Here is a 23,219-nt window from a genome sequence, read left to right as displayed (position 1 = left end):
ATGAATTTTTTGATATAAAAATGTATACATTTTAAGAACATTTACTCATATCAATTTGCCTCCTTCCGTTATCTGCTATAATTTTCACTGAACAGATTAATAACTTCATAATAATGTTTTTATTAATTCCGTTTTTATATTTATAAATTATAATAAATAGTTCTTTAAAAAAGGTAGGGTAACGATGAAATATATTAGTATTCGAAAAAAAATACTCTTCACACTCTTAAGCATTTGTTCCTTATTTAGCATTGCTCTAATTATTATTCTTACATTCGCTATGAACCAAGCAAATGAAGTTGAAACATTAAAAAATGATGTATCGAAAAGAGCAACCATTTTAAAAGAACGCGGTGATTGGTTCCAAGCGCAAGTTGCTGGCTTACAAGAACATTTACTATCGCACGATCAAAAAGGATTAGATAAATTCAACCGGGAAGGAAAGAAATTAGCTGATACAAGAGAAAAAGTAACGAGTGATAAAAAACTCCCTGAAGGAATGAAAGAGGCCATTTTAATGGGCGCAAAGTGGCGAAGCGTCATAGACAATGAGGTTCTCCCCCTTGCAAGTGAAGGGAAATGGGACGAAGCATCCAAAATCGCTTTAGCTCAAACAGATTACGTAAATGACCTTTTAAGTCGATTTACTAAATATGCAAATGAAGAGAATGAAAAACGTGATACATTAATTGCTGAAGTTCAATCTTCTTCATCTCTTATCCAATATATTATTTTCTTCTCACTCATTACATGCACACTAACTTCTATTTTATTAGCATGGTGGTTCTCTGGTAAACTCGTTAAACCTATTCGACAAATTGATGCGAAATTAAAAGAATTAGCTTCTCAACATGGCGATTTGACTGCGAGATTGAATGTAACTAGTAAAGATGAAATCGGTGATATTGCACATTCCTTTAATCAAATGCTCGCTAACTTACAACGTATAATAAAGCAAGTTCAACAAACATCAACAAGTGTAAAAGAAGCTTCAGAAAATATGTTCATCGAAACAACTGCATCTATGGACACTACCGCACAAATCCAAGAGACTATGAATGCTCTTGATCATAATATTCGTTCACAAGTGTCTAGCATCGAAGAGAGCTCAACGGCAATGGATGATATGGCAACAAGTGTTCAGCGCATTGCAGAATCTGCCTCTTCTGTTGCTAGCTTAGCTGTTACAACTTCAGAAAAAGCAGATGATGGTAGTAAAGTAATTAAAAAATCTATTACACAGATGAATACAATCAATGACGCTGTTAACGCTACATCGCAAGTGGTAGAGCGACTCATTACACATACAAACCATATTGATACTGCTCTTCAATCCATTTCTAACGTTGCAGAACAAACGAATCTACTTGCTTTAAACGCTTCTATTGAAGCTGCCCGCGCTGGTGAACATGGTAAAGGATTCGCTGTTGTCGCTGATGAAGTTCGTAAACTTGCGGAACAATCTAAACTAGCTGCAACCGACATTAACCATTTACTTTATCAAATTCAAGAGGATACAAAAATAGCTAATGAAATGATGACACAAGGTCAATCAGAAGCTTCACAAGGAATCACAGTCATTCGTATGGCTGGCTCTTCATTCTCAGCAATTGTTAACCACGTTAACAAAGTCTCTACACAGATGCAAGAAATGTCTGCAACTGCTGAAGAAATGGCCGCAAGTTCTGAGGAAATGAATGCAGCTTTAAATAATATCGCTTCTATTTCAAACGAAGTTGCCGCTGAAACATCACAGACAGCACATTCAGCTGGTGGCCAAGTAGATGTAATGAAAGACATTGCTACAAAGTCATCAGAAATGAAAACTGCAGTACAAGAACTTGAAGTTCTCGTTTCTCATTTCAAAACAAATGCATAAAGTGAAACTTTAATCAGTGATTTTTTTCTCCTCCCCCACTGATTATTAGCCTTCACCAATCGGGCTTTTACAGGCAGTTAATTTCCCGCCTAATTTTGAGGTGAGAAATTAACTGTCCACAAATAGCGGGATAATAGGAAAAAAGAGGGATTTCTTTTTTTAGCCCCTCTTTTTTACTTTAAAATATATCTTTCTCTCTCCCACTCTGTCTGCTATAATTCCTAAAGGAAATAAGAAAGCTTTATTCCAACTTTAAATAGGAATAAGGCTTTCTTTTAAATCGTTATATAAAGTAATCATAATACTCAAATTTTACAAAGGAGGTTTTTCAATCATATGAATTTTATTATCATTCGAAAAAAATTAATGTTCATGATGGGAACGATTTGCGCTTTATTTGGCATCGCATTAGCTTTTATTTTATTCTTCACTATTGATCAGTCTCGTAAAGCTGAAGCATTGCAAAAAGAAATTTCTCCTCTTGCAACAGAGTTAAAAGAACGTGGAGACGCTTATCAAGTACAACTTTCTGCTTTAAGAGGTTATTTACTGCAACATGATCAAGTCGAATTAGACAAGTTTCATGAAATGAGTAAACGTCTTGAGGATTCAAAAAATGAACTTCTTTCTAACCCTAATGTTTCTCAACAAGTAAAAGACACAATGCAATTAGGCTCTACATGGAGACAATTTATTGATGATAAAGTTGTTACTCTTGCGAAAGAACAAAAATGGGAAGAAGCATTACAAGTTGCTTCTAAAGAAAATGGTACGGTTTATAAAGTTATTGGTGATTTCACAAACTATAGCAACGAACAAGCTAAGTTACGTGATCAATCCATTGAAAAAATTGACCAATCATCACTACTAATTGAATACGTTGTATTCTTATCACTTGTTATATGTATTGTCGTTGCAATTATTCTTGCATGGTGGTTCTCTGGTAAACTTGTAAAACCAATTCAACAAATTGATACTAAACTAAAAGAGTTATCTTCCCAAGAGGGTGACCTAACAGCTCGTCTACAAGTAAATAGCAATGATGAAATCGGTGCAATTGCCACATCATTTAATAACATGTTAGAAAACTTGCAGCACATCATTAATCGTGTTCAAAAAACTTCTGTAGAAGTACAAAATGCTTCTGAAAATATGCTAGAAAAGACCAATACATCGCGTGATGCAACAATAAAAGTTCAAAGCTCAATGTCCAATTTAAATGCCAGCATCCAATCGCAAACTTCTAGTATGGAAGAAAGCTCGACTGCAATGGATGATATGGCAATGAGTGTTCAGCGCATTGCAGAATCTGCTTCTTCTGTAGCCGAACTAGCTGTAGCCACGTCAGAACACGCTAACGACGGAAGTACTGTTATTCAAAAATCTATTTCACAAATGACGACGATTCACGAAGCTGTAAATGCTACATCAGAAGTAGTCGAACGTCTAATCACTCACACAAAATACATTGATACAGCTGTACAATCTATCTCTAATATCGCTGAACAAACAAATCTACTTGCTTTAAATGCTTCTATTGAAGCGGCTCGTGCCGATGAACAAGGAAAAGGATTTGCTGTCGTAGCTGATGAAGTTCGTAAACTTGCTGAACAATCAAAAACAGCGGCAACGGATATTAACCAGTTGCTACATCAAATTCAAAATGATACAGAAACTGCTAGCTCTATGATGTCTCAAGGTCGCTCTGAAGCATCTGAAGGCATTAACGTCATTCGTGAAGCAGGCTCTTCTTTCACAACAATTGTTGGTCAAGTGAATACAGTGTCTACTCGAATTCAAGACATATCAGCAACTGCTGAAGAAATGGCCGCAAGCGCTGAAGAAATGAATGCTTCACTTAATAACATCGCTTCAATTTCTAATGACGTTTCAAGTGAGACTGTCGCAACAGCACAGTTTGCTGAACAGAAAGTCATCGTGATGAATGAAATGACTCTAACTGCAAAACAAATGAAACAAACAGTTGAAGAATTAGATCAACTCGTATCTCATTTTAAAACTGAATAGCTTTTCAAAAAATATTCCTCCTTCAAGAGGAATATTTTTTTGAGCTCATTTCCTGCACTTTATACGCATATCCGTTATAATGAGAATCGATATCATTAATATTTAGGGGGTGCTACACATGTCACAACAAGCATTTGAAGAAAAGTTATATGCAAACTTAGAAGCTGTTATTGACCCTGAATTAGGTGTTGATATTATCAATCTTGGATTAGTTTATGACGTTACAGCTGATGAAAATAATAATGCTGTTATTACGATGACGATGACTTCTATCGGTTGTCCAATGGCTGGTCAAATCGTATCAGACGTTAAAAAAGTACTATCAACGAACGTACCCGAAGTAAATGAAATAGAAGTAAACGTTGTATGGAATCCACCATGGACAAAAGAACGTATGTCACGCATGGCAAAAATCGCATTAGGTGTCCGTGATTAAATAAGGAAAAGACCTGACAATCCAGTCAGGTCTTTTTTCTCTTATTATTTTACTCCTACTGCGTCATAAGCTTTCGTTACAGCTTGTAACTCTTTAGAGTTTTTACCGTATAAATCTTCTGCTGATTGAAGTGCTGCTTGACGCATCATTTTAAAGTCAGAGTTTGCAGTTAAATATTTTGTAAGAGCACGATAGTAAATTTTTTCTGTTGCTTCACGGCCCACTCCAGTTACTTTCACACCGTAATGAGTGCCGCCCTCAGATACTAAGTATGCTGCTTTATTATTGATGCTACTGTTAATATGAACGCCGCCATTATCAGCTGTTCCAGTATAACGTTTATTGTAATGATCTGGGTAACCTTCGCCAGGTTTTAATGGATTTGGAATAGATGCTGGATCTTTCAGAGAACGAAGTGCATCACCAGGTTTACCAGGTGTATAAATGTCAGCACCTAAATCCCAGCTCTTCTTCTCAACCATTACACCCATAATATCAGACAATGATTCGTTTAATGCACCTGACTCATTTTTATAAACAAGGTTTGCTGTATGTTCAGTTACAGCATGCGTTAATTCGTGACCGATAACATCTAGTCCAGCAGATAATGGAATGAATGTCTTGCCATCGCCATCACCATACATCATCTGAACACCGTTCCAAGCTGCGTTATTCCAAGATTCACCTACGTGAACAGTAGAAATAAGTCTCGCACCTTTATCATCGAAAGAGTTACGGTTAAATGTCTTTTTATAGTAATCATATACTTTTCCTGCATTCACATGCGCATCAACTGCCGCTTTATCTTCGAAGAACTTAGATTTACTTACAACTTCTTCTCCTGTATATCCAAGAATTTGTGAGAATAAATTAAACCAGTTTTCATCCATATTCTCTGCATCAAATGTATGGACACCTTGTCCTCGTGTACCATCAAATAAGTTGAACGCTCCTGTTTTCGTATCTTGAGCAATTTCAAATGATTGTCTAGCCCCTAATACTCCGTAACCAAATCCAGTAATGTGATCTACAGCATTATATTTCTCAATAACATTTCCATTTGTCGCATCAACAAAGTAATGCCAATATCCTGGAGCTGGTTTTGAAACCGATGCTTTTACAAGATAAGCAAGATAGTATTGGCCATCTTTTTCATACACATATAAATCTTTTTTCACACCATCATAATTCTTTACTTTACCAATTTCTTTCTCAATATTAGCTTTTGCAATCGTTTCTGCTTGTTCCGCACTAATACTTGCAGATGCAGGAATATTTTTATCATCTAAATTCGGAATAACTTGTCCGAAAAACGCTTTTACATTATTCTCTTTATCAAGCGTAACCGTTTGATCTGAACCATACACAGGAATGTTATTATGCTTCTCAACTAACTTCACATGTGTTGTACCAGACTCAGCATCTTTTTCTTCACCAACGATATTGAAATGTTTTTCAATATTTCCTGCTAGTTTAAACATATCTTTTTTATTCTCTAAATATTGAAAGACCGTCTCTTTTTTATCTAGTCCTTCCGGTGCTTTCCATTCTTCACCTATGTAAGCTGGTGTTTTAAACTCTTGGTGATACTGGATTTTTTGCTCTTCTGCTTTCGTCGTAGTTGCTCCAAATGCCCCAAACCCACTTGCGATAACAGTTAACGCTAATGCTGATGAAATTATTTGCTTTTTCAATCTAACACTCCCCATTCCCCTAAGAATTTTTGACACTCTTAATACAATTCTAAATACTTATTCGTATACCTGTTCTCAAAAATTGAGAAAGTTTTTTCTGACAATTCGACTCACCAAAAAGAGGACATCGAAAAACGATGTCCTCTTTCCTATAACTTTTCATTCCGCTATTTATATGTTCGAAAGCCACCACTGATTAAAGCCTCACTTTATTGTATTTTCATTTCAATTGCTAAATAGTGAGACTTCTCTTTCGCTTGAATTTGAATATCTTCTTCTACAGCCTCCGCTGCATCACGCATTACAAGTGTTTCACCGTTTACAACGCTGCTACCTTCAATTTGTACAAGGTACAATTGACGTCCTTCTTTAACAGGAAAATGAATTTCTTTACCAGCTTCTAATGATAAAGAATATAAATTTGCATCTTGATGAATATGAATTGGTGCATCTCCATCAGAAGGAGATACCATATGGAACCACTCATTTTCACGTTTACTCCAATCAAATTTAAACTCACCGTAGTTTGGTTTATGACCATCGCGGTCTGGTAAAATCCAAATTTGCAATAAACGTAATGTTTCACTTCCTAAGTTATGCTCACTGTGAAATACACCAGTACCTGCACTCATATATTGAACATGCCCACGCTCAATTGTCCCTCGGTTCCCCATACTATCTTCATGTGTTAATTCACCATCTATAACGTAAGAGATAATCTCCATATCACGGTGCGGATGCATATCAAAACCAGTTTGTGCCGCTATTAAATCATCATTCATAACACGTACTGCTCCAAAATTCATGTTGTTTGGATTATAATAATTTGCAAAAGAAAAATGAAAATGTGTATTTAACCAACCGTGATTTGCTCTTCCCATATTTTTATGATCAACTTTTCTAAACATATCCTTCACCTCATATTATCTCGAAATCGAGATATTTTTTTGAATTTTATCACTGCAACTTCTTCAGTAATTCTAATAATTGTTTTTGTTCTTTTCTATTTAACTTATCAAATTGCTCTGCTTGAAATGTTTCTTGCGGTGGGACTATTTCTTCATATAGAACCTTTCCCTTTTCTGTTAATGAAATATATTTCGTGGTACCTTCTTGTTCACGCTGAATCCAATCTAGTTGCTCCATTTTATTTAAAAGTTGAGTAACATTTCCTTTCGTAACAAACAACTTATTTCCAAGCTCCTGCTGCGTTAAACGATCATGTCCTCCAATTTGAACTAATACATCAAACTGAGCGGCAGATACATTCCACTTTTTCAAATGCTGATTCGTCTCACGAATACTTCTATTATAAAAGCGTGATAAACGAAACCATAATAGTAATCCAAGTCTTTCCTCTGCTTTCATTCCATCACCTCGCTCATTTGATACTATTAGTTTAGAACTAAACTTAATAAAGGTCAACTACTTATTTTTCATTAGCAACAAATAAAAGCACAGTGATTTTTCTCCACTATGCTTCAGATTAAATTTCTATTTTTATATTCATCTAGCTTCCTCTCCGCGAAATGCCTCGCATCTTTCTCGATCCATCTTTCTTCGTATAGTTCATTTCCAACATATAGTACATCATTCTTATGCTGCATCGCATGCCTGAATTCATGCAATAGCGTTTTGAGCACTTGTTCATACTCTTCCCACTTACAAATGAAAATTAATTGTTTTTCTTTATGATAAAAACCACCTACCGGGAATAAAAACTCCTCTTCTTCTTCTCCTAATGATAAAAGGACATGATTCGCATCACACGTATCACAAAAAATAACTGGCGTTGTGCTTATTTCAATAAGGGAAAATAAATCATTTCTTAACTTTTTGACATCCCAAGGAAGCTCCGAATCCAACACATACCAATTCTCAACTTGTTGATATACATTTTGAAACTGGAGTTCCATTTCTCAATAATCCCCTTCCCAAACTCCCTTTTCCTATATGTATGCCACAATATGTAAAATATTAAACATATCCTTCTCTAACAAATAACAACAAGTTATTAATTTTCCATAAAAAAGGAATCTATTTAACTATAGATTCCTTCACGATAATACCTTATATAAAATCTGACCTTACACGTCAATTGTTTAAAATTTAGCTATTCTTCATATCCCACTTAAAGATTTTATTTAAAAATTTATATACATTCTTTGACTCTTTCGTTAGAAGCGGACCTAAAATGGATAATATAAGCACATATAGTGCTGAGAATGGTTTCAATACCGACATTAAACCACCCGCGATACCGATATTAGCCATAATGATTGAGAATTCTCCCCTTGAAACGATTGTTAATCCAATATTTGTTGATGCTTTATGAGATAGTCCAGCTTGTCGTCCTGCAATCATCCCTGCTACAAAGTTTCCAATTATCGTCAGAAGTACAGCACCTAACGTTAACCATATTGCTCCGCCCAATGAGAATGGATCTATACTTAATCCGAAACTGAAGAAGAAAATAGCTCCGAAAAAGTCTCTAAATGGAACAACAAGATGTTCAATTCGATCACTATGCTCTGTCTCAGAGAAAACTAACCCTAAAAGAAGTGCCCCGATTGCTTCTGCAACGTGAATTGTTTCTGAAAAACCAGCAATGAAGAACAACGAAGCAAATACTACAATAATAAAGATTTCATCAGAACTAATATTCAACAATTTATTTAATAACGGCGTAGCCTTTCTAGCTACTACGAAGAATAGAAGCATATATCCTAAAGCAATTCCAATTGAAGTGAGGGCACCTAAGAACGAAGCGTGATCCCCAAGGACTAAGCCAGAAACTACTGATAAATATACAGCAAGGAATATATCTTCAAACATAATAATTCCTAAAATTAATTCGGTTTCATTATTACCAGTTCTTCTTAAATCAACTAACACTTTTGCAACGATAGCACTAGAAGAAATCGTAATAATACCCGCAATAATTAAGATTTCGAGTAACGGGAATCCCATTATAAATCCGTATAATAATCCTAGTGAAAAGTTAATCAAAATATAGATTGTTCCGCCAATCGCGATAGAACGTCCAGATTTAATTAGTTTTTTCATCGAAAACTCTAATCCCAGATAGAAAAGAAGGAACAGAACGCCAATCCTTCCAAGGAAGGATATCACACTTGCACTTTCAATAAATTTGAGATCGATAACACCTATTGTCGGCGCGTGCGGCCCTACTAACATGCCAAGAACGATTAGAAAAGGAATTACTGAGAATTTAAACTTCCCAGCAATTACCGCCGCAATTGCTACTAAAACTAAAGCTGTACCAACTTCAAAAATTAAAGTATCCATCTAGTCAGTCCCCCTGTTCGAAAGTAATTCATTAATAATCTTTTTAATTTCTTCTCTCTCACCAGAAACTACAAGCATATCTCCTTCTTCAATCACCGTGTCTGGCCCTGGATTAAATAGCTTTTTCATGTTCTTTTTCATAACTGCAATTATAGTTACGCTATATGTTTTTCTTATTTCAAGATCACCAATTGTTTTTCCAATTGCTGGCGCTGCATTCTCCACTTTGAACCACTCAATTGCTAAACCTTCAAAGACCATTTCAACATTTTCTAATGCCCTAGGCTTATATACCATTCCACCTAATATTGCTGCAATTTGTCTTGCCTCTGAGTCACGCAATGAAATACTTGATAGACTTTCTTCATGGTCTGAATCAAAATGATACATTTCCCTACGTCCATCATCATGAATAACAATCACCATTTTTTCGTTACCTTTCGTAACGATCTGAAACTTATAACCAATACCCGGAAGTTCGCTTTCTCTTATATTCATACTAGTTCCTCCTCAACAATCTTTATTTGAATTTTCTGTTTTTCTGTCTTTTGTTCATCCAATCAATTTTAGAAATTCTAGCCATTCAGGATACCTGTGATTTGGAAATCTTTTATTGTAATAATAAGTAGCTCCTAGAAAGATACTTGAAGATGTAATGATAAAAAATACATTACTTCTCATCTTTAGACTCTCAAGGCTTACTTTCAATAAAGTTTCTTCTTTCAAATTATCCCCTCTTTCTCGCTTTAAATTTAGTTTTTTAAAATGTAAATAATTCTAAAAATATTACAATGTAACATAATCATAACATAAAACACATTTAAGTAACATCATTTTTAGAAAAATTGATTCTGGTATATTTTTTGCATATAATTTTCTTATTACGAAAAAAAGGAAGTGTATTATATGGTTGATATCTTTAGCAGATTCCTTGAGGTAACGAATAATATTTTATGGTCATATATTCTTATTGCAATGCTAATCGGCTTCGGTCTTTATTTCTCTTTTAAATTAAAATTTGTCCAAATTACTCATTTCGGTGAGATGGTCAGTTTAATTAGTAAAGGATTCAATCGAAAAGAAAAGAAAAAAGATAGCATCTCCCCGTTCCAAGCATTTTGCTTAAGTGCAGCAGCACGCATCGGTATCGGGAACTTAGCTGGTGTAGCACTCGCAATTTCTATGGGTGGACCTGGTGCAATATTTTGGATGTGGTTTATCGCTATTATCGGTGCAGCTACTAGTTTTGTAGAATGTACTCTCGCACAAATTTATAAAGTAAAAGATGGACGTGGATTCCGTGGTGGCCCTGCTTACTATATGGAAAAAGGTTTAAACAAGCGCTGGATGGGCATTTGGTTTTCACTTCTCATCACAGTTGCATACGGATTAATTTTCAATTCAGTACAAGCAAATACAGTAACAATAGCATTTGAAAATGCTTTTGGACTAGAACGAACTATCGTAGGAGCTGTATTAGCTTTATTAGTTGCTGTTATTATTTTTGGTGGTATTAAAAGCATTTCACGTATTACAGAAATGATTGTTCCTCCAATGGCAATCGTTTATATCGGCGTAGCTGTTTTTGTCGTTATTAAAAACTTCAATATGTTACCAAGCATTTTCCTAGAAATATTTAACGGCGCATTTGGTTTAGACCAAGCCATCGCTGGTGGTATTGGAGCAGCAATCAAGTTCGGAATTCAGCGCGGTTTATTCGCGACAGAAGCAGGTATGGGGAGCTCTCCTAACGCAGCAGCAACATCAGATGTATCTCACCCTGTAAAACAAGGACTCGTTCAAGCATTAGGTGTTTTCATAGATACATTCTTAGTATGTACATCAACAGCATTTATCGTATTATGTTCTGGACTTTATAAAGGATCTAACTTACAAGGAATTGAATTAACACAACAAGCATTAAGTTCTCAAATTGGACCGTGGGCAAGCACTTTCTTAGCGATTATTATTTTCCTATTCGCTTTCAGTTCCTTACTAGGAAACTACTATTATGGTGAAACAAATATCGCATTCATTAAAGAAAGTAAAACATGGTTAATGATTTATCGCGTTGCAGTTGTCGGAATGGTGTTCTTCGGATCAATCGCTGCCCTTCAAACAGTTTGGAGTTTAGCTGATTTCTTTATGGGACTAATGGTATTCACAAACTTAATTGCTATCTCATTCCTTAGCAAATTTGCCTACGCAGCATTAGTAGACTATATAAAGCAAAAGAAACAAGGAAAAGATCCTGTTTTCGTTGCAAGTTCTATCCCTGCCTTAAAGAATACGGAGTGCTGGGATGGACAGGATGCAGAAGAGAATAAACAAGCTGGATAACAACTAAAAGCGGAGGTGACTTGCTCAGAACAGGAGCGAAATGACCGACTGTTCTAGTCACTGGAGCTGAATATCACTTAAAGCGCAAGCGGCTCGTTAAAAACAGGAGCTATATATCAAATAAAAAATCCCTATTACTTCACAGTAATAGGGATTTTTTATTTACAACAGTTCATAATTTGTTCAAATTAATTCCAGCAAAAGGGTTGATTTATATAAATTACTAGATTATAATAATTATAAATTAGTAATTCATATAACATAATAACTCAAGAGGAGATTGATCATAATGAACAAACAAGTAATCGAAGCATTAAACAAACAAGTAGCAAACTGGAGCGTTTTATTTACAAAACTACACAACTTCCATTGGTACGTAAAAGGACCTCAATTCTTCACACTACATGAAAAATTTGAAGAGCTTTACACAGAATCAGCTACTCACATTGATGAAATTGCAGAACGTATTTTAGCAATTGGCGGCAAACCAGTAGCAACAATGAAAGAATACTTAGAACTATCTTCTATTCAAGAAGCAGCTTACGGAGAAACTGCAGAAGGGATGGTCGAAGCAATCATGAAAGACTACGAAATGATGCTAACTGAACTGAAAAAAGGCATGGAAATCGCTCAAAACTCTGACGACGAAATGACATCTGACCTACTACTAGGCATCTACACAGAACTAGAAAAACACGCTTGGATGCTACGTGCGTTCTTGAATCAATAATAGATTTAAAAGCGCAAGCGGCTCGTTCAGAGTCGCTTCTTTTATGTAGTCGTCGCACATCACAATGGTACATAAAATTATATCGGCGATTTTTCAAATTTATCGACCGCAACTCGAATTTCATCACCGATTTTTCATTTTATCGAAGTTCCGACAAAGAATATCGACTTACCGACAAATCACGACAATATTAACACTCCTCTCCTCTACTTTTATCAATATATTACAATCTCATTTATGTTAAAATATAGGAAACACCCTTTAGTAAAATAGATCCAAAAAAGCTTTTCCAAGTTCATCATTTACGACTTAAATGACGGGAGTGGTTCAGTTGAAAGACTACTTAATTAGAGCATTTTTTGCGTTAATAACAGTTGGGATTCTCTTACTTACAGCTAATATTTTCAACATACGTGTCGAGGTTAAAGACTATGCTTTCCTCGTTGTTGTAGCAATTGGTGGCGGCTGGGGTGGCTGGTACCTATATAAAAAACAAAATAACAATAACAATAAAGGCATTCCGAAATAATATGGAGTGCCTTTATTCTATAATACATAATTAAGCTTAAATCACTAATAAAGCAGTCCCAAAAAACATCATACAAACCCATATTCTATGGTAAATAAAAAGAATTCATTTTGAATATAGAAATAGTCCAAAATCTTGCATAACAGAGGTATGACCCATTTGCCGCAACATTGTGGCTATATTCCCACGGTGATATGCTCCGTGGGTAACGACGTGTAGTATTGTTTCAGAAACCGTCGTATCCAGGTGCCCAGCATATGGATTATCAACCTCAAACACTTTTTCATAATCTCGTTGACTACTTAAAAGTTCTTTATATCGTTTAGATAATTCATAAAAACTAGTTTCCATTTCCTCAATATTTTTTGTTTCCAGCTGTTCTTTCAATTGGTTTGTGTGTACCATTGCATCACTCATGCTTTTACCAGAAATAATCTCGAGCCAGGCTAAATCTGTGAGGTATATGTGAGACATTACTTTTGCCACCGAAGAAAAAACACTCTTAACTTCCTTATGGAAAATGTCTTGCGGTAGTTCTTTTAAGCGATTTAAAATAACTTCATTTGCCCATAAGTGGTAGTTATACATTTTTAATACAGAACGACCCATGCTCATTTCTCCTCCAATTTTCATTTTAATGATTAGATTATGATACATAGCTGATTAAAAATTCCCAAAGGATTACATCTATAAAATTCATTCTGATTTCGATTAAAAAAACCTCTATTAACTTCATAAAAAACATTCGCTATCTTCCACAATCTGACCCTTTAACGGAACAATTCTATGTCACTCAATAATTCCTTACTCACCTTTTATTCAGATGTTCTTTTTCTTTAAGTCATAAAAACATACTTCCATCCACTTCTCCCCTTCCATATTTTTATATCTAAATGTCAATATATTTAAACAAATAAAAAACACATGCTTTTTAAAAAAAATTTACATGTGTTTCTATAAATCTCTATAAAATTGTATTATGATAGCTGCTTCCACTTCGTTCCCAAAACAGGACGCTCGTAATTTTGGATTTCATGAATTAATTTATCTGCCGTCTCGGCTGAAACAATCAACTCTTTATTTGATGGATTCATGAACCCTTCATCCGCTGCACGTTCAACCATTTGCAAAATTGGTCCGTAAAAGTCTTTAATGTTTAATAAACCAACTGGCTTATTATGTATACCAATTTGTGACCAACATACAACTTCAAATAGTTCTTCAAACGTTCCGTATCCGCCTGGTAAAGCAATAAAAGCATCTGCAAGCTCTGCCATTTTTGCCTTACGCTCATGCATCGTTTCTACTTCAATTAATTCCGTTAGTCCTGTATGAACGATTTCACCACGGAATAAACCACGCGGCATAACACCTGTTACACGCCCACCTAAACGAAGAACTTCGTTTGCTACTTCTCCCATTAATCCAACGCATGAACCACCGTATACGAGCTCATAGTCGTTTTCAACAAACATTTTTCCTAATTCAATTGCCTGCTCTTTAAATTCTGGTCTCTCCCCTAAATTTGAACCTGCAAACACACAAATCTTTCTCATCCCTACACCCCGAAACTATATATTGTTATGATACAATGAATATTGTACAACATATTGAAGGGATGAGGAAGAAATGGATATCGTCGCATTTCAAAGATGGGTGGAGGAATTTTACGAAAAACGAAGCTGGTCACAGTATAATTCCTTTATTCGCTTAAATTTCTTAACAGAGGAAGTTGGAGAAGTTTCACGCGTTGTTCGCGCAATCGAAATTGGGCGTGATCGTCCTGATGAAAAAGTGAAAACAGAAGAAGAGCTAAAACAAGAACTAAAAGAAGAACTTGGTGATGTACTATCTAATCTTATTATTCTTTCACAAAAATATGATTTAGATTTACAAGACATTATGGAGGCACACGTCACAAAGCTTTCGAAAAGGTTCGAGGTATCCAAATGAGAATATTATCAATTATGGTATAATATTCTTGTCACAATACTAAGGGGGATTTTATGTTATCTAAAAAATTGCACGACGCATTAAACGATCAAATGAACTTTGAATTTTACTCTGCCCATGCTTATATGGCAATGGCTGCTTACTGTACGGCGGAGAGCTATGATGGTTTCGCTAACTTTTTCCTTGTACAAGCTGAAGAAGAACGCTTCCACGCAATGAAGCTTTACAACTACATTAATGACCGCGGTGAGCGCGCTATTATAACTGGATTTGATAATCCAAATAACGAATACGAATCTGTACTGAACGCTTTTGAAATGGCACTTGAGCACGAGCGTGAAGTAACGAAGCGTATTTACAACTTATCTGATATCGCTTGGGATGAGCGTGAGCACGCAACAATTACATTCTTAAAATGGTTCGTTGATGAGCAAGTAGAAGAAGAAGCTTCATTCGATAGCATCATCCAAAAATTAAAACGTATTACAAGCGATTCAAATGCACTATTTATGCTAGATGCTGAATTAGAGAAACGTACATTTACGCCTCCAGCTGAATAATATTTTGATCACCTTGATGAATGTATTAAGGTGATTTTTTATTTTCTCCCTAGCTTAAAATCACTTTAAATTTCCTCATTTTTGACATGGCACTAGTTTTAAAATGGTATTGTTTTCAATATAAAGTGAAACTTTAATCCGCGGGGGTTTTGTTCATCCCCCACGGATTATTAGCCTTCACCAATCGGGCGTTTACGAGCAGTTGATCTCCCACCTAACTTCTTTGCTCCCGCCGAATTTTGAGGTGGGAGTCTTACTGCTCGAAAATAGCGGGATAAAATAATATACGAGGAGAGAAAAAATGAATCAGCGTGTAGAAGCTGTTGATGCAATCCGTGGTTTCGCTTTGTTTGGTATTTTACTTGTCAATATGACCTTAATTCAATTTGGATTCTTCGCCAGTGAAAAACCAACTTACATATTTGGAAAACTTGATGAAGGTGCTAATTGGTTTATTCAATTTTTCGGCACCCACAATTTCATGTCCCTATTCTCTTTTTTATTTGGTCTTAGCATTATTTTGTTGCAAAAAAGTATTATTGCGAAAGGAAAAAAATTCTTCCCCACATACATAAGACGTATTATCATTCTTTTACTACTAGGCTACATTCACGGCACCTTTGTTTGGGAGGGAGATATTTTATTTGCCTACGGGATTATCGGGATTTTCTTAATGATGTTCATCAATCGAAAATCGAAAACCGAAAACGTTGCTCATTTGGGCATCTATTTTACTAGCACTCATTATGCTCGCATCTTACCAATCGGAATCAACATCGAACCCCTATGATGATTTCGCACCTTATACCGAAAAGGAACATAAGGTCCATGAGACTGGAAGCTATGTGGATCACGTCAACTTTAGATTGACTGAAAATCCTTTTGATTACATGGGGATTAACGGTGTATTCGGATTAGTTTTCATATCAGTTTTCGCAATAATTTTTATGTCTCCACTTTTCTTACTCGGAATGTATGTGGGGAAAAAGGGCTGGCTATTTGAGGTCGATCAACATATACCTGCTGTCAAAAAAATCTGGCTTATCACTGGGATTTTCTCTTTTACAATTAAAATCTTAGCCATATTCGTGAAACATCCGATTTTAATTATGTTACAAGATAGTCTTACACCAGTAACCATGACCTTCTTTTACGGAAGCACGATTATTTTATTATTCCATTACAAAAAGGTAGCGCGTTTACTAACATACATGGCGAACATGGGAAAAATGTCGGTTAGTAATTACTTAGCGCAATCTATTATCGCAACAACTATTTTTTACGCATATGGATTTGGCTTATACGGTAAAATTGGCTATTTCTTCGGTATTCTTTTAACCATCGGAATTTATACGATTCAACTATTAGTTAGTACCTATTGGCTACAGAAATATCGAATGGGTCCTGTGGAATATATATGGAGACTGGGAACTTATTTGGAGAAACCACAATTTAAAAGAGACTTGGATAAAGCAAGTTAAACAAAAAGTCGTTTATCCCCCGAAGTGAGAGATAAACGACTTCTTTATTATTTATTAAAGCATAACCCCAACGATAATCGCTGATAATATACTTACTAACGTTGCACCGTATACAAGTTTTAATCCGAATGAAGATACAACGTTTGCTTGTTTTCCATCGATACTCTTCGTTGCACCTGCGATAATTCCGATAGATGAGAAGTTCGCAAATGATACAAGGAAGATTGATAAAATACCTACTGTACGAGCTGATAACTCACCAGCTACTTTTCCAAGATCAAGCATCGCAACAAATTCGTTCGTTACTAATTTCGTTGCCATAATTTGTCCTGCTGTTAGCATCTCTGAAGTTGGAATACCCATTATGAATGCTAATGGTGAGAAGATGTATCCTAAAATGCTTTGGAATGTGATTCCGAAAATAGAATCGAACACACCGTTAATTGCTGTAATTAATGCTACGAAACCGATTAACATCGCCGCTACTGTTACAGCGATAGAGAAACCTAGCATAATATATTCGCCTAACATTTCAAAGAATGTTTGTTTCTTATCTTCTTGTAATTCTAAAATGTCATCTTCTTCGTTCACATCATACGGATTAATAATATGAATGATAATAAATCCACTAAATAAGTTTAGTACAAGTGCTGTTACTACATATTTTGGATCAATCATTTTCATATAAGAACCGACAATTGACATCGATACTGTCGACATTGAAGATGCACATAGTGTATATAAACGATTTCTTGGTAATTTGCTTAATTGATCTTTTACTGTAATAAATACTTCACCTTGGCCGACAATTGCCGCCGCTACTGCATTATATGATTCAAGTTTTCCTAAACCGTTAATTTTACTTAATACGAAACCGACTGCACGAATGATAATCGGTAAAACTTTAATATGTTGTAAGATCCCAATTAGTACTGCTAAGAAAATAATTGGTAATAATACTGTTAAGAAGAATGGTGCTTGTCCATCATTTGCTAGACCACCAAATACGAAATTAACCCCTGCTTCCGCAAATTTTAAAATAGCGCCAAATCCATCTGCAATCCCTTTTACTAATACAAATCCGACCTTTGTATTTAGTAAGAAATACGCAAGTACCAATTGAATTACAAGCATAACTGCAATTGGTTTATATTTAATTTTCTTTCGATCTGAACTTATAAGGAACCCTAGTACAAATACTACAAGTAAACCGACTAGAAACATTACTAACTTCATATGTGAATCCTCCACTTCCATGAGTTATCAGTCGTATAACGAATGACGTCCGACCATTGATGTTAAAAAATATGAACTCCTAAAATATTTTGAACTGTCTTCTAAAATCAGTAAGCGTTTACATAAATTGCAATTTATAACAGGTAGTCTCTTCTTCTCTACCGTATTTAACGTCTGAAATGGATACCACCTACAAATCAAATTGTAAGCGTTATCTAATTGAAATGCAATATAAATTTTAAAAGATTTTTATATGTTAATATATTCCTAATTGATTGGTTTTTTTATGTAAATTCACCATGAAAAATAGCCCTAGCTATGAGCTAGGACCACCCTTTTTATAACATAACACCAACGATAATCGCCGATAAAAGACTTACTAATGTCGCACCATATACAAGTCGTAATCCGAATGATGAAACAACGTTTGATTGGTTTTCATCGATCCCTTTCGTTGCACCTGCGATAATTCCGATAGATGAGAAGTTCGCAAATGATACAAGGAATACAGAAAGAATACCGACTGTACGAGCTGATAAATCACCAGCTACCTTTCCTAAATCAAGCATCGCAACAAATTCGTTCGATACTAATTTCGTTGCCATAATTTGTCCCGCCGTTACCATTTCTGATTGCGGGATGCCCATTACGAATGCTAATGGTGAGAAAATATATCCTAAAATAGCTTGGAATGTAATACCGAACACTGAATCAAACAAGCTATTGATTGCTGTAATTAATGCTACGAAACCAAGTAACATTGCTGCTACCGTAATCGCAATCGTGAAACCAAGCATAATATATTCGCTTAACATTTCAAAGAATGACTGTTTTTTCTTATTTTCTAACTTCAGTGTATCTTCTTCTTCCGTAATATCGTACGGATTAATAATATGAATAATAATGAAACCACTAAATAAATTTAATACAAGTGCTGTTACTACATATTTTGGCTCAATCATTTTCATATAAGAACCAACGATCGACATCGATACTGTCGACATGGAAGATGCACATAGTGTATATAAACGATGTTTTGGGATTTTACTTAATTGATCTTTTACTGTAATAAATACTTCTGCTTGCCCAACAATTGCAGCTGCTACTGCATTATATGATTCTAATTTTCCTAAACCATTTACTTTACTTAACAAAGTACCAATAGCACGAATAAGTATCGGTAAAATTTTAAAGTGTTGCAGAATCCCGATTAATACTGCAAAGAATACGATTGGTAATAAAGCTGTTAGGAAGAATGAAACCTCTCCTTTATTAACAAGACCACCAAATACGAAAACGATTCCAGATTCCGCATATCCAAGAAGTGCTCCAAATCCATCTGAAATTCCTTTTACTAAAATATAACCAATTGGCGTATTTAATAAGAAATACGTTAACGCTAGCTGAATAACAAGCATAATCGCGATTGGTTTATACTTAATCTTCTTACGATCAGAACTTATAAGAAAACCGAGTACGAATACAACTAGTAATCCTACAAGAAACATAACAAACTTCATTAATAAAATCCTCCATTTAACTCATCATTAACGTTGAACGTCTGACTACTCAAAACAAGAAATAATCCGAACTTTCCATTTCTCCTCCAAAACCTTCAATCGGATATGAAAAACCATAAAACCTCTTGTTTCAAAGCCATTTTCCATTCTAACACAAATTATAACTCACATCCGCACTTTTCTTAAAAAAATACATTTTATTATAAAACACTCATTAATGTTCGTATTTTCCCTCTTCCCTTAGTTTATCACCATAAAAAAACGAGCATCAAATTTCTCTGATGCTCGTTCCTTTTTTATTATACAGCTTTTTCTTTATCTGCTACTGCTGGCTTATCCCAGCACTCTGTATTGTTTAAACCGGGAATAGACTCCGCATAAAAGACAGGATCTTTTCCTTGTTTCTTTTGTTTTACGTAATCTGATAATGCCGCGAAAGCATACTTAGAAAGGAATACAATCGCAATTAAATTAATAACAGCCATAATACCCATGAATAAATCAGCTAAGTCCCAAACAATTTGAATTGTTGCTACAGACCCTAACATAACCATACCAAGTACCGCGATTCGATAAACATTTAGTAAAACTTTACTTCCATTTAAAAACTCAATATTCGTTTCACCATAATAATAGTTTCCTACCAATGAACTAAATGCAAATAAGAAGATTGCCACTGCTACAAATATAGAAGCCCATGGTCCGATATGTTGACTTAATGCTTGTTGCGTTAATTGAATTCCGTTTAAATCAGCCGCTCCAGGCACATCTGATAATAAAATAATAAATGCTGTACAACTACAAATTAATAATGTATCTGTAAATACCCCTAAAGTTTGAATGAAACCTTGTTTCACTGGATGCGTTACGTTAGCTGTTGCTGCAGCATTTGGCGCACTACCCATACCAGCCTCATTTGAGAATAATCCACGTTTTACTCCTAATAAAATCGCAGCTCCTAATCCCCCGCCCACTACTTCTTTAATTCCAAAAGCATGTAGGAAAATCTCTTTAAATACATATGGAATTGCCGTAATGTTTGTTACAACAACGAATAATGCAACTGCTACATATATAATTGCCATTACTGGAACAATCATTTCAACCGCACGTGCAATTCGCTTAACCCCGCCAAAAATAATGATTGCAAGTAAACCAGCCATAAACAGACCTACAAGTCTACTATCCATTTTAAATGCGCCATCAAAAGCTGCCGCTACTGTGTTTGACTGCACGGCGTTGAAGATTAATCCGAAACTAACTGTTATTAGAACAGAGAAGACAACCCCTAGCCAGCGTTTCTTTAAACCTTTTTCCATATAATACGCTGGGCCACCGCGGAATGCATTCCCATCTTTCACCTTATAAATTTGCGCTAACGTGCTCTCTACAAATGCAGAAGCTCCTCCGATTATCGCGATTAACCACATCCAAAATACAGCTCCTGGTCCTCCTGCTGAAATTGCAATTGCTACACCAGCTAAGTTACCAGTTCCTACACGAGATGCTGTACTCATACAAAATGCTTGGAATGATGAAACACCGCTCTTCTCTTTTTGCGCTTTTCTTGTTTTCGAACTCGCTCCATCCCCAAGTAAACGAATCATTTCACCAAAGTAACGAATTTGGACAAACTTTACACGGAAAGAAAAATAAAGTCCTAATCCAATTAACATTGCAATAATAATATATGACCAAAGAACATTATTTATATCCCCAATAACCCTAGTTAAAAAATCCATCATTGCGTTCCCCCTCTTCATAACACTAAGAAAATTATATTCTAAAAACTTTTAACAATCAAGAATTTTCGACACGAAATGTAAGGTTTTGTGACATGAAAATGTTAACAATTATAACATCCGTATTTTTTATAAAAATGATATTAATCATCTTTTAACCTTAATATCATTTATCACAACAAAAAAAGAGCATCGAATTCATCTCGATGCTCACCTTTTTATTATACTGCTTTTTCTTTATCCGTTACCGCTGACTTATCCCAACACTCTGTGTTTGTTAAGCCAGGAATAGAATCCGCGCTGAATACCGGATCTTTTCCTTGTTTCTTTTGCCTTACATAGTCCGCCAACGCAGCATACGCAAATCGGCCAAGAAGTGTAATCGCAATTAAGTTTGTGATTACCATTAGACCCATAAATAAGTCTGCCATATTCCATACAACTTGAAGTGTCGCAACAGAGCCGAATAGTACCATTCCAACTACCGCAAGACGATAAATCGTTAACCAAGTTTTACTTTGTTTAATAAATTCAATATTCGTTTCACCATAATAGTAGTTTCCTAGAAGTGAACTGAAAGCAAATAAGAAAATAATAATCGCTAAGAAGCCGCTTGCCCACGAACCAATCTGTGAACTTAGCGCAACTTGCGTTAATTCAATACCTTCTAAATTTGTTGCCTTATATGCACCAGAACATAGTACGATAAACGCTGTTGATGTACATACTAAAAATGTATCTACTAATACTCCAATTGTTTGAATAAAACCTTGTTTCGCTGGATGCGTTACATCCGCTGTTGCAGCCGCATTCGGTGCACTACCCATACCTGCTTCATTCGCAAATAATCCGCGCTGAATACCAAACTTCATTGCAGCACCAATACCGCCACCTACAGCTGAATCTAAACCGAATGCCCCTTTAAAGATTTCTGTAAACATATCCGGTATTAAATAATAATTTTTAATAACAACGAAAATAGCTACTGCAATATAAATAATTGCCATCGGCGGAACAATCATTTCTGACATACGCGCAATACTTTTCACACCACCAAAAATAATAACCGCAACCAATACCGCAAGTACAATCCCTACAACATAACGCTCAATACCAAATGCATTTTTAAATGCTAATGTCACTGTATTTGCTTGTACTGAGTTGAAAATTAAACCGTAACTAATTGTAATAAGGATAGAGAACCAAATTCCCATCCAACGTTTATTTAAACCTTTTTCCATATAATAAGCAGGACCTCCACGGAAGCCACTACCATCTTTTATTTTATAAATTTGCGCAAGCGTACTTTCTACGAAACTTGAAGACGCCCCAATAATCGCAATAACCCACATCCAAAATACAGCTCCTGGTCCTCCCATAGAAATAGCTAGCGCTACACCAGCTAAGTTCCCGATTCCAATACGAGCTGCTGAACTCATACAAAATGCTTGGAATGACGATACACTTCCCTTTTTACGTGTCTTTCCAGTTAAGCCATCACCCATTAATCGAACCATTTCCCCTAAATGAGTAATTTGTACAAATTTTAATTTAATAGAAAAATAAAGCCCTAAACCAATTAACATTGCAATAAGAATATATGACCAAAGAATTGTATTCGTTGATGAAACGAATTGTTCTAAAATATTCATACAATTAACCCCTCCTTTTCTTCATAAATCGAATTATATTTAAAAAATATTCAAAAATCAACATTTTTCGACAATTTACAACTTCCAAATGTTAGAGGTTTTATAACGTAATTATGTTTTTATGACTTAC

At 35.3% G+C, this 23,219-nt stretch carries 20 protein-coding genes and 1 pseudogene; 9 read left to right on the top strand and 12 right to left on the bottom strand.

The annotated features are described in order from the left end of the window. Nucleotides 1–184: 184 nt before the first annotated feature. From MR071_RS00890 to MR071_RS00880, 3 genes are all read left to right on the top strand, one after another. Nucleotides 185–1,879, top strand: a complete 1,695-nt coding sequence (locus MR071_RS00890; protein WP_242234640.1) for a methyl-accepting chemotaxis protein — start codon at nt 185–187, stop codon at nt 1,877–1,879. A 336-nt stretch (nt 1,880–2,215) separates the two neighbouring features. Further along, a complete protein-coding gene (locus MR071_RS00885) occupies nt 2,216–3,907 on the top strand; it encodes a methyl-accepting chemotaxis protein (RefSeq protein WP_242234637.1) in 1,692 nt (563 codons plus the stop codon). Nucleotides 3,908–4,025: 118 nt separating this feature from the next. Continuing rightward, a complete protein-coding gene (locus MR071_RS00880) occupies nt 4,026–4,343 on the top strand; it encodes a metal-sulfur cluster assembly factor (protein WP_070145396.1) in 318 nt (105 codons plus the stop codon). Nucleotides 4,344–4,387: 44 nt separating this feature from the next. Here MR071_RS00880 and MR071_RS00875 read toward each other — a convergent pair whose 3' ends face one another. The 6 genes from MR071_RS00875 to MR071_RS00850 all read right to left on the bottom strand — a co-directional run bounded on the left by MR071_RS00875 (nt 4,388) and on the right by MR071_RS00850 (nt 9,844). Then, the gene (locus tag MR071_RS00875; RefSeq protein ID WP_142395817.1) at nt 4,388–6,037 is read right to left on the bottom strand and encodes a M4 family metallopeptidase; all 1,650 of its coding nucleotides are present in this window, start codon (nt 6,035–6,037) and stop codon (nt 4,388–4,390) included. A gap of 209 nt (nt 6,038–6,246) precedes the next feature. Continuing rightward, entirely contained in the window at nt 6,247–6,945 is a 699-nt protein-coding gene (locus MR071_RS00870; protein ID WP_105585549.1) for a pirin family protein, read from the bottom strand. Nucleotides 6,946–6,994: 49 nt separating this feature from the next. Beyond that, the gene (locus MR071_RS00865; protein WP_242234636.1) at nt 6,995–7,405 is read right to left on the bottom strand and encodes a MarR family winged helix-turn-helix transcriptional regulator; all 411 of its coding nucleotides are present in this window, start codon (nt 7,403–7,405) and stop codon (nt 6,995–6,997) included. A gap of 113 nt (nt 7,406–7,518) precedes the next feature. Then, nucleotides 7,519–7,953 (bottom strand): DUF3920 family protein, encoded by a 435-nt coding sequence (locus MR071_RS00860; RefSeq protein WP_242234633.1) that lies wholly within the window; start codon nt 7,951–7,953, stop codon nt 7,519–7,521. A 193-nt stretch (nt 7,954–8,146) separates the two neighbouring features. Next, a complete protein-coding gene (locus tag MR071_RS00855; protein WP_242234631.1) occupies nt 8,147–9,346 on the bottom strand; it encodes a cation:proton antiporter in 1,200 nt (399 codons plus the stop codon). Further along, nucleotides 9,347–9,844 (bottom strand): cation:proton antiporter regulatory subunit, encoded by a 498-nt coding sequence (locus MR071_RS00850; RefSeq protein WP_002015988.1) that lies wholly within the window; start codon nt 9,842–9,844, stop codon nt 9,347–9,349. A gap of 408 nt (nt 9,845–10,252) precedes the next feature. Here MR071_RS00850 and MR071_RS00845 point away from each other — a divergent pair, with 408 nt between their 5' ends. From MR071_RS00845 to MR071_RS00835, 3 genes are all read left to right on the top strand, one after another. Then, the gene (locus MR071_RS00845) at nt 10,253–11,686 is read left to right on the top strand and encodes an alanine/glycine:cation symporter family protein (protein ID WP_105585554.1); all 1,434 of its coding nucleotides are present in this window, start codon (nt 10,253–10,255) and stop codon (nt 11,684–11,686) included. A gap of 289 nt (nt 11,687–11,975) precedes the next feature. Then, nucleotides 11,976–12,416: a Dps family protein gene (locus tag MR071_RS00840; protein WP_105585555.1), complete on the top strand. Its 441-nt coding sequence runs from the start codon at nt 11,976–11,978 to the stop codon at nt 12,414–12,416. A gap of 331 nt (nt 12,417–12,747) precedes the next feature. Continuing rightward, the gene (locus MR071_RS00835) at nt 12,748–12,945 is read left to right on the top strand and encodes a hypothetical protein (protein ID WP_105585556.1); all 198 of its coding nucleotides are present in this window, start codon (nt 12,748–12,750) and stop codon (nt 12,943–12,945) included. A gap of 105 nt (nt 12,946–13,050) precedes the next feature. Here the strand turns inward: MR071_RS00835 and MR071_RS00830 are convergent, their stop codons facing one another. Beyond that, nucleotides 13,051–13,554, bottom strand: a complete 504-nt coding sequence (locus MR071_RS00830) for a DinB family protein (RefSeq protein ID WP_242234629.1) — start codon at nt 13,552–13,554, stop codon at nt 13,051–13,053. 368 nt (nt 13,555–13,922) lie between these two features. Next, nucleotides 13,923–14,501 (bottom strand): LOG family protein, encoded by a 579-nt coding sequence (locus tag MR071_RS00825; protein ID WP_255832831.1) that lies wholly within the window; start codon nt 14,499–14,501, stop codon nt 13,923–13,925. Nucleotides 14,502–14,574: 73 nt separating this feature from the next. Between MR071_RS00825 and MR071_RS00820 the strand changes: the two genes are divergently transcribed. The 3 genes and pseudogenes from MR071_RS00820 to MR071_RS00810 all read left to right on the top strand — a co-directional run bounded on the left by MR071_RS00820 (nt 14,575) and on the right by MR071_RS00810 (nt 16,939). Continuing rightward, complete coding sequence (locus MR071_RS00820) at nt 14,575–14,898, top strand: MazG nucleotide pyrophosphohydrolase domain-containing protein (protein ID WP_000355764.1); 324 nt, start codon at nt 14,575–14,577, stop codon at nt 14,896–14,898. Between the two features lie 53 nt (nt 14,899–14,951). Then, entirely contained in the window at nt 14,952–15,458 is a 507-nt protein-coding gene (locus MR071_RS00815) for a ferritin (protein ID WP_105585558.1), read from the top strand. Nucleotides 15,459–15,759: 301 nt separating this feature from the next. Further along, nucleotides 15,760–16,939, top strand: a pseudogene (locus MR071_RS00810) (DUF418 domain-containing protein). 54 nt (nt 16,940–16,993) lie between these two features. Here the strand turns inward: MR071_RS00810 and MR071_RS00805 are convergent. The 4 genes from MR071_RS00805 to MR071_RS00790 all read right to left on the bottom strand — a co-directional run bounded on the left by MR071_RS00805 (nt 16,994) and on the right by MR071_RS00790 (nt 23,089). After that, nucleotides 16,994–18,175: a NupC/NupG family nucleoside CNT transporter gene (locus MR071_RS00805; protein ID WP_105585560.1), complete on the bottom strand. Its 1,182-nt coding sequence runs from the start codon at nt 18,173–18,175 to the stop codon at nt 16,994–16,996. A gap of 338 nt (nt 18,176–18,513) precedes the next feature. Then, the gene (locus tag MR071_RS00800; RefSeq protein WP_105585561.1) at nt 18,514–19,695 is read right to left on the bottom strand and encodes a NupC/NupG family nucleoside CNT transporter; all 1,182 of its coding nucleotides are present in this window, start codon (nt 19,693–19,695) and stop codon (nt 18,514–18,516) included. A gap of 299 nt (nt 19,696–19,994) precedes the next feature. Continuing rightward, complete coding sequence (locus MR071_RS00795; RefSeq protein ID WP_105585682.1) at nt 19,995–21,437, bottom strand: alanine/glycine:cation symporter family protein; 1,443 nt, start codon at nt 21,435–21,437, stop codon at nt 19,995–19,997. Nucleotides 21,438–21,658: 221 nt separating this feature from the next. Then, on the bottom strand, nt 21,659–23,089 hold the full coding sequence (locus tag MR071_RS00790) for an alanine/glycine:cation symporter family protein (protein WP_242234627.1): 1,431 nt from the start codon (nt 23,087–23,089) through the stop codon (nt 21,659–21,661). Nucleotides 23,090–23,219: the final 130 nt, after the last annotated feature.

Source organism: Bacillus cereus group sp. BfR-BA-01316, from assembly GCF_022664195.1.
Lineage (GTDB): Bacteria > Bacillota > Bacilli > Bacillales > Bacillaceae_G > Bacillus_A.
The sequence above is the reverse complement of the archived record's forward strand: the minus strand, read 5'-3'. Positions and strand labels throughout refer to the sequence as shown.